The sequence below is a fragment of the Tardiphaga sp. genome, from assembly GCF_028290785.1.
In the GTDB taxonomy this organism is placed as follows: Bacteria; Pseudomonadota; Alphaproteobacteria; order Rhizobiales; family Xanthobacteraceae; genus Tardiphaga.
Window position 1 is genome coordinate 35919 of record NZ_JAQGJD010000240.1, and the last position, 7291, is coordinate 43209.

7 protein-coding genes are annotated in these 7291 nt (G+C 63.7%); 4 read left to right on the top strand and 3 right to left on the bottom strand.

Going from position 1 to position 7291, the window contains the following annotated elements; genetic code table 11:
- Positions 1 to 68 precede the first annotated feature (68 nt).
- Positions 69 to 677, top strand: a complete 609-nt coding sequence (locus JWR89_RS15175) for an NAD(P)H-dependent oxidoreductase (protein ID WP_299717536.1) — start codon at positions 69 to 71, stop codon at positions 675 to 677.
- 1 nt (position 678) lies between these two features.
- Here the strand turns inward: JWR89_RS15175 and JWR89_RS15180 are convergent, their stop codons facing one another.
- Positions 679 to 834, bottom strand: a complete 156-nt coding sequence (locus JWR89_RS15180; protein ID WP_299717537.1) for a hypothetical protein — start codon at positions 832 to 834, stop codon at positions 679 to 681.
- A 166-nt stretch (positions 835 to 1000) separates the two neighbouring features.
- Positions 1001 to 1774, bottom strand: coding sequence for a glucose 1-dehydrogenase (locus tag JWR89_RS15185; protein ID WP_299717539.1), 774 nt, complete (start codon positions 1772 to 1774; stop codon positions 1001 to 1003).
- Positions 1775 to 1898: 124 nt separating this feature from the next.
- Here JWR89_RS15185 and JWR89_RS15190 point away from each other — a divergent pair, with 124 nt between their 5' ends.
- A complete protein-coding gene (locus JWR89_RS15190; RefSeq protein WP_299717540.1) occupies positions 1899 to 2354 on the top strand; it encodes a helix-turn-helix domain-containing protein in 456 nt (151 codons plus the stop codon).
- Here the strand turns inward: JWR89_RS15190 and JWR89_RS15195 are convergent.
- Positions 2343 to 2474: a hypothetical protein gene (locus tag JWR89_RS15195; protein ID WP_299717542.1), complete on the bottom strand. Its 132-nt coding sequence runs from the start codon at positions 2472 to 2474 to the stop codon at positions 2343 to 2345. The genes JWR89_RS15190 and JWR89_RS15195 overlap by 12 nt on opposite strands.
- Positions 2475 to 2800: 326 nt before the next feature.
- Between JWR89_RS15195 and topA the strand changes: the two genes are divergently transcribed.
- Positions 2801 to 5587, top strand: coding sequence for a type I DNA topoisomerase (gene topA, locus JWR89_RS15200; RefSeq protein WP_299717544.1), 2787 nt, complete (start codon positions 2801 to 2803; stop codon positions 5585 to 5587).
- A 2-nt stretch (positions 5588 to 5589) separates the two neighbouring features.
- Positions 5590 to 7291 (top strand): RNB domain-containing ribonuclease (locus JWR89_RS15205; RefSeq protein ID WP_299717546.1); only part of this gene is annotated, 1702 nt, incomplete at its 3' end.

Genomic DNA, 7291 nt, shown 5'->3' on the forward strand with positions numbered 1-7291 from the left:
TTCTTGTGCGTTTTCCAATAGTCACTCATGTAGCGTCAGTTACAAACCTATACCATAGGAAAACTGATATGAAACTGCTTCACATCGATTCCAGCGTGCTGGGCCCAAACTTCGTCAGCCGGCAGGTATCCGCGGCGGTCGTCCGCCATCTGACGGACACCACGCCGGGTCTGCAAGTGACCTATCGCGACCTCGCCGCCACGCCGCTGGCGCATCTGTCGGGCGCGCATCTCGCCGCCGCACAGGGAGCCACGCCCGAGGTCAGCCTGGGTGCGGACCTCGCCGCCGGCCAGACGGCGCTCGACGACTTCCTCGCTGCGGACATCGTGGTAATCGGTGCGCCAATGTACAATTTCACGATCCCGACGCAGCTCAAGGCATGGATCGACCGCATCGCGGTGGCTGGCAAGACGTTCAAGTACGACGCCAGTGGCGTCCAGGGCCTGGCCGGCGGCAAACGCATCGTCATTGCGCTATCGCGCGGCAATTTCTACGGCGTCGGCGCACCCGCTGCAGCCTATGAACACGCAGAAACCTATCTGCGCGGCGTGTTCGGATTCATTGGCGTTACCGATATTGAAGTCATTGTTGCCGAGGGGGTCAACCTTGGACCGGACCATCGCGAAAAGGCAGTCACTGCGGCGCTGCAGGCGGCAACCGATCTGCGCGCGGCATAGGCTAGAACCACTCGCCGGGCAAATACTGGTCGAGCACGATAACGCTCAACGATAGCAGCAGTCCGATCGCGCAAAACAGCGCGATGGCGACGAGCGGATGCGTTTCCGTGGCCTCAGCAGGCTTCGGAACCGCAACAATCCGTGTGACATCTGCCATATCGAACTCCCGTGGGTGGCCCTGCCCTCCCACGGGAGTCTTCACGTCATGCGCAGCGGTTCAGCGGACCAGAGCAAATACTGAAAATACATCCTCGCAACGCATCCCACCCGCACGCCACTTTGAGGTTGTGGTGCAGGCTCTCCGCGCGATGGATCGATGGTGCCTAGCCGCGATACGCCGGAGCGCCAGCCGGTGAAGCAGTGGAGCCGCCATCGACGAAGATCTCGGCGCCTTGAATGTTCGACGCATCGTCAGACGCCAGGAACAGCACGGTCTTCGCGACCTGTTCCGGCTTGCCGAAACGGCCAAGCGGAATCGTCTGGGAGATTTTCGCTTCGAGCGCGGTGACGGCTTCGGGCGTAGGTGCGTGGCGACTCCAGATCGGCGTGCTGGTGGCACCTGGCGAAACGACATTGACGCGGATGCCGCGCGGCGACAGTTCCGACGCCATGACGCGGGCCATCGCGCGCACCCCGGCCTTGCTCGCGGCGTAGGCCGCGTAACCGGGGTTGCCCAGCACCGAGATTACCGAGCCGTTGAGGATGATCGAGGCGCCGTCATTGAGATGCGGCACTGCCGCCTGCACCGTGAAGAACACAGCCGTGATGTTGGTCTTCAGGATCGATTCGAACAGGTCGAGGGAGGTACCCCCGACCGGGGTGCTGCCGCTGATGCCGGCATTGGCAAACACGATATCGAGCTTGCCGAATTTCTCCACCGCTTTGGCAACGGCGTTCTCGGTGGCGGCGATATCGGTGGCATCGGCAACGATCCCCACCGCATTGGAGCCGAGCTCCGCGACCGCCGCGTCCAGCCTGGCCTTGTCGCGACCGGTAATCGCCACCTTGGCGCCTTCCGCCACGAAAAGCCGTGCGGTGGTCAGTCCGATACCGCTGTTGCCGCCGGTAATTAACGCCGTCTTGCCTGCGAGTCTCATGGTGCGCTCCTGAAGCCAACCGGTTGCTTTTTGCAACCGTGTTGCCATCTAGGCGGACCGGTTTTATATTGCAACCAGATATTCGGATGCCCACGTTTTCGTGAGGACGCCGAGGAGAGCCGCCATGGCCAAGCGCACCAGCCTGAAAGACAACGCCTGCCCGATAGCGCGATCGATGGAATCGATCGGCGACTGCTGGTCAATGCTGATCATCCGCGACGCCATGATGGGGCTGCGTCGCTTCAGCGAATTCCAGAAGCATCTCGGACTGGCCAAGAATATCCTGACGACCCGGCTGCGGGCGCTGGTGGCCGATGGCATCCTGACGACAGAGCCCGCGTCCGACGGCAGCGCCTATCAGGACTACGTGCTGACGCCGAAAGGCCGCGCGGTATTTCCGATCATGGTGGCGCTGCGGCAGTGGGGCGAGGATTTTGCGTTTGCGCCCGGCGAAGCCACCAACATCATGGTCGATCGCAAAGCCGGCAAGCGGGTGCGCCCGCTCGAACTGCACGCCGCGGATGGCCGGCTGCTCGGCGTCGGCGATACCGCGATCAAGCCGGTCGCATCAGCGGGCTGAACGGCGGTTGCCGGCCTGTCGCACGATCTCCTCCGCCTCCATGTGGGCCATGTCGATCAGGTAGACGAGCATGCCGTGACCATGGCGCTGCGCGACGCGCGCGAGGGTCTTCGAGCGCACTCTTTATATAATGAGCGGCTTCCTCCGGACCGCCGTCCCGCGGAGGCTCGCCATCGTCGAAACGATCGCTTCCAGGCGGTGGCGTCATCGACAGTCCCTTCGGCAACAGATTGTTGCGACCTTCCCTAGTTACCACGAACGCTCAGTTTTACGCAACCATAAGATGTACAATACAACCAAGAGTATATTCACCTGGGCTGCTTTCAGCGGCCATCAACAGATCAATATTTGACACGCGCCCCCTTCACACCCATGTTCGCGGCGAAACGGCCGACGCGACTCTCGCGGAACCGGCCCGACTTTCCCCATTAAGCTATTGGAATGACATGAATATCGTCATTGTCGAGTCGCCATCCAAGGCCAAGACGATCAACAAGTATCTCGGGCCCGACTACGAGGTGCTGGCATCGTTCGGCCATGTTCGCGACCTTCCCGCCAAGAACGGATCGGTCGATCCCGACGCCAATTTCCAGATGATCTGGGAGGTCGATCCCAAGGCTGCCAGCCGTCTCAACGACATCGCCAAGGCTCTCAAGGGCGCCGACAAGCTGATCCTCGCAACCGATCCGGATCGCGAAGGCGAGGCGATTTCCTGGCACGTGCTCGAAGTGCTGAAGGAAAAACGCGCGATCAAGGATCACAAGATCGAACGCGTCGTGTTCAACGCCATCACCAAACAGGCGGTGACCGAGGCGATGAAGAACCCGCGCCAGATCGATGGCGCGCTGGTTGATGCCTACATGGCGCGCCGCGCGCTCGATTATCTGGTCGGCTTTACGCTGTCGCCGGTGCTGTGGCGAAAACTGCCCGGCGCGCGTTCGGCCGGCCGCGTGCAGTCGGTCGCGTTGCGGCTGGTGTGCGACCGCGAGCTCGAAATCGAAAAATTCATCCCGCGCGAATACTGGTCGCTGGTCACCACGTTGGCGACGCCGCGCGGCGAAAGCTTTGAAGCGCGCCTGATCGGCGCCGACGGCAAGAAGATTCAGCGCCTCGACATCGGCACCGGCGAAGAGGCTGAAGACTTCCGCAAGGCGATCGAGGCCGCCAAGTTCGAAGTCACCACCGTCGAAGCCAAGCCGGCGCGCCGCAATCCGCAGGCGCCGTTCACGACCTCGACGTTGCAGCAGGAAGCCAGCCGCAAGCTCGGCTTCGCGCCGGCGCACACCATGCGCATCGCGCAGCGGCTCTATGAGGGCATCGACATTGGCGGCGAGACCACCGGTCTCATTACCTATATGCGAACCGACGGCGTGCAGATCGACGGCTCGGCGATCACGCAGGCGCGCGAAGTGATCGGTGAGGACTACGGCAAGCAGTACGTCCCCGGCGTCGCGCGGCAATACTCGACCAAGGCCAAGAACGCCCAGGAAGCGCATGAAGCGATCCGCCCGACCGACCTGTCGCGCCGCCCCGCCAGCCTGCGCGGCCGGCTCGATACCGACCAGGCCAAGCTCTATGAGCTGATCTGGGTCCGCACCATCGCCAGCCAGATGGAATCCGCGGAAATGGAGCGCACCACCGTGGACATCTCGGCCAAGGCCGGCGCCCGCGTGCTGGAATTGCGCGCCACCGGCCAGGTGGTGAAGTTCGACGGCTTCCTCGCGGTCTATCAGGAAGGCAAGGACGACGACACCGACGACGAGGATTCACGCCGCCTGCCCGCCATGAGCGAAGGCGAGACGCTGAAGAAAGAGAACCTCGCCGTCACCCAACACTTCACCGAACCGCCACCGCGCTTCTCGGAAGCCTCCCTGGTGAAGCGGATGGAAGAACTCTCGATCGGCCGGCCCTCGACCTACGCGTCGATCCTGCAGGTTCTCAAGGACCGCGGCTATGTGCGGCTCGAGAAGAAGCGCCTGTACGGCGAGGACAAGGGCCGCGTCGTCGTGGCCTTCCTGGAGAACTTCTTCGCCAGGTACGTGGAGTATGACTTCACCGCGGCGCTGGAAGAGAATCTCGACCGAATCTCCAACAACGAAATCTCCTGGCAGCAGGTGCTGCGCGATTTCTGGACCGACTTCATCGGCGCCGTGAACGAGATCAAGGATCTGCGCGTCACCCAGGTGCTCGACGCGCTCGACGACATGCTGGGGCCGCACATCTACGCGCCGCGCGAAGACGGCGGCGATCCCCGGCAGTGCCCGACCTGCGGCACGGGCAAGCTCAACCTCAAGGCCGGCAAGTTCGGCGCCTTCGTCGGCTGCTCGAACTATCCGGAATGCCGCTACACCCGCCCGCTCGCGGCGGATTCCGGCGCCAGCGCCGACCGCATCCTTGGCAAGGACCCGCTGACCGACCGCGACGTGGCGGTGAAGGCCGGCCGTTTCGGGCCGTACATCCAGCTTGGCGACGTCAAGGACTACGCCGAAGGCGAGAAGCCGAAACGCGCGGGCATCCCCAAGGACACGTCGCCCAGCGACGTCGAGCTCGACCTCGCGCTCAAACTGCTGTCGTTGCCCCGCGAAGTCGGCAAGCACCCGGAAACGGGCGAGCCGATCACCGCCGGGCTTGGCCGGTTCGGGCCTTTCGTGCGCCATGAGAAAACCTATGCCAGCCTCGAGGCTGGCGACGAGGTGTTCGACATCGGGCTCAATCGCGCGGTGACGCTGATCGCCGAGAAGATCCTGAAGGGCCCGAGCGGCCGCAAGTTCGGCGCCGACCCAGGCAAGCCGCTCGGCGAGCATCCCACCCTCGGCGGCGTCGCCGTCAAAGGCGGCCGCTACGGCGCCTATGTCACCGCCGGCGGCGTCAATGCGACGATCCCCAGCGACAAGACGCAGGAGACGATCACGCTGGAAGAAGCCATCGCGTTGATCGACGAGCGCGCCGCCAAGGGCGGCGGCAAGCCGAAGCGTGGCGCCAAGAAGGCCGTCGCGAAAAAGACGCCGGCCAAGAAGGCTGCGGCTAAATCCGCAGATATCGACGCCAAGCCCGTCAAGAAGGCAGCAGCCAAGAAGAAGGTGGCCAAGAAGGCCGTCAAGAAAATCGCAGCCAAGCCGAAAGCCGAGGGTGCTGCCGCGAGCGCGGCGCGTGCCCCCGTGACCGCGAAAACCTCACCGGCCAAGAAGACTGCCAAACCTGCCGCGAAAAAGAGCGCGGGCAAGAACGGATAATTGTGAGCAAGAAACGGGATAACGGCTTTCCAACCCGGGACGCGATCGTCGCGTTCGTGCGTACCCATCCCGGCAAGATCGGCACCCGCGAGATCGCGCGGGAGTTCGGCCTGAAGAACGCCGCCCGCATCGAGCTGAAGCAGATCCTGCGCGAGCTCGCTCATGAAGGCGTGATCGCCAAGCAGGGCCGCACCGTCCACCAGCCCGCCACGTTGCCGCCGACGATACTGGTTGACATCACCGCCCGCGACCGCGACGGCGAGTTGCTCGCCACGCCCACCGAATGGGACGAAGCGACGCAAGGCGTCACGCCAAAAATCCGCATCCACACGCCGCGCCGCCCCCTGCCCGGCACTGCCGCCGGCGTTGGCGATCGCGCGATGTTGCGCATCGAGAAGATCGAGGCCGAAGGCGAGGCGGTTGCCTACCGTGGCCGCGTTATCAAGGTGATCGACAAGGCGAAGGCGCGACTACTCGGCATTTTTCGCAGCATTCCGGGCGGCGGCGGGCGGTTGATCCCGGTCGATAAAAAACAGGCCGGACGCGGCGAACTCAACATCGCCCCCGCCGACGCCAACGGCGCCGAGGATGGCGATCTCGTCAGCGTCGATCTGATCCACACCCGCGGCTACGGCCTGGCATCCGGCAAGGTCAAGGAGCGGCTCGGCTCGCTATCCACCGAGAAGGCCGTCAGCCTGATCGCGATCCACTCCCACGAAATCCCGCAGGAATTTTCGGCAGCCGCGATAGCCGAGTCCGAAGAAGCGCAACCCGCGACATTGGCCGGCCGCGAGGACTGGCGCGCGGTGCCGCTGGTCACCATCGATCCGCCGGACGCCAAGGACCACGACGACGCGGTCTATGCCGAACCCGATCCCGACAACAAGGGCGGCTACATCGTCACCGTCGCCATCGCCGACGTCGCCTTCTATGTGCGGCCCGGCTCCGCGCTGGACCGCGACGCGCTGATCCGCGGCAACTCGGTGTACTTCCCCGACCGCGTCGTGCCGATGCTGCCGGAACGGATCTCCAACAACCTGTGTTCGCTGGTGCCCAACGAGCCGCGTGGGGCGCTGGCCGTGCGCATGGTGATCGGCGCCGACGGCCGCAAGCGCTCGCATACCTTCCATCGCATCCTGATGCGCTCGGCGGCAAAGCTGAACTACGCGCAGGCACAGGCGGCCATCGACGGCCAACCGGATGATACCACCGGCCCCATTCTCGAACCGATCCTGAAGCCGCTGTACGACGCCTACGCCCTGGTGAAGCTGGCGCGCGACGAACGCGATCCGCTCGATCTCGATATCCCCGAGCGCAAGATATTGCTGAAGTCCGACGGCACCGTGGATCGCGTCATCGTGCCGGAACGCCTGGATGCCCATAAACTCATCGAAGAGTTCATGATCCTAGCGAACGTCGCGGCGGCCGAGATGCTTGAAAAAAAGGGCCTGCCGCTTATCTACCGGGTGCACGACGAGCCTTCGCAGGAGAAGGTTCACAACCTGCAGGAATTCCTCAAGACCCTCGATCTGCCATTTGCCAAGGCCGGTGCGCTGCGACCGTCGTTGTTCAACGGTGTGCTGGCGAAGGTGAAGGGTCACGATTCCGAACCGCTGGTGAACGAAGTGGTATTGCGCTCTCAGGCCCAGGCCGAATATTCCGCCGAGAATTACGGACACTTCGGTCTGAACCTGCGCCGCTACG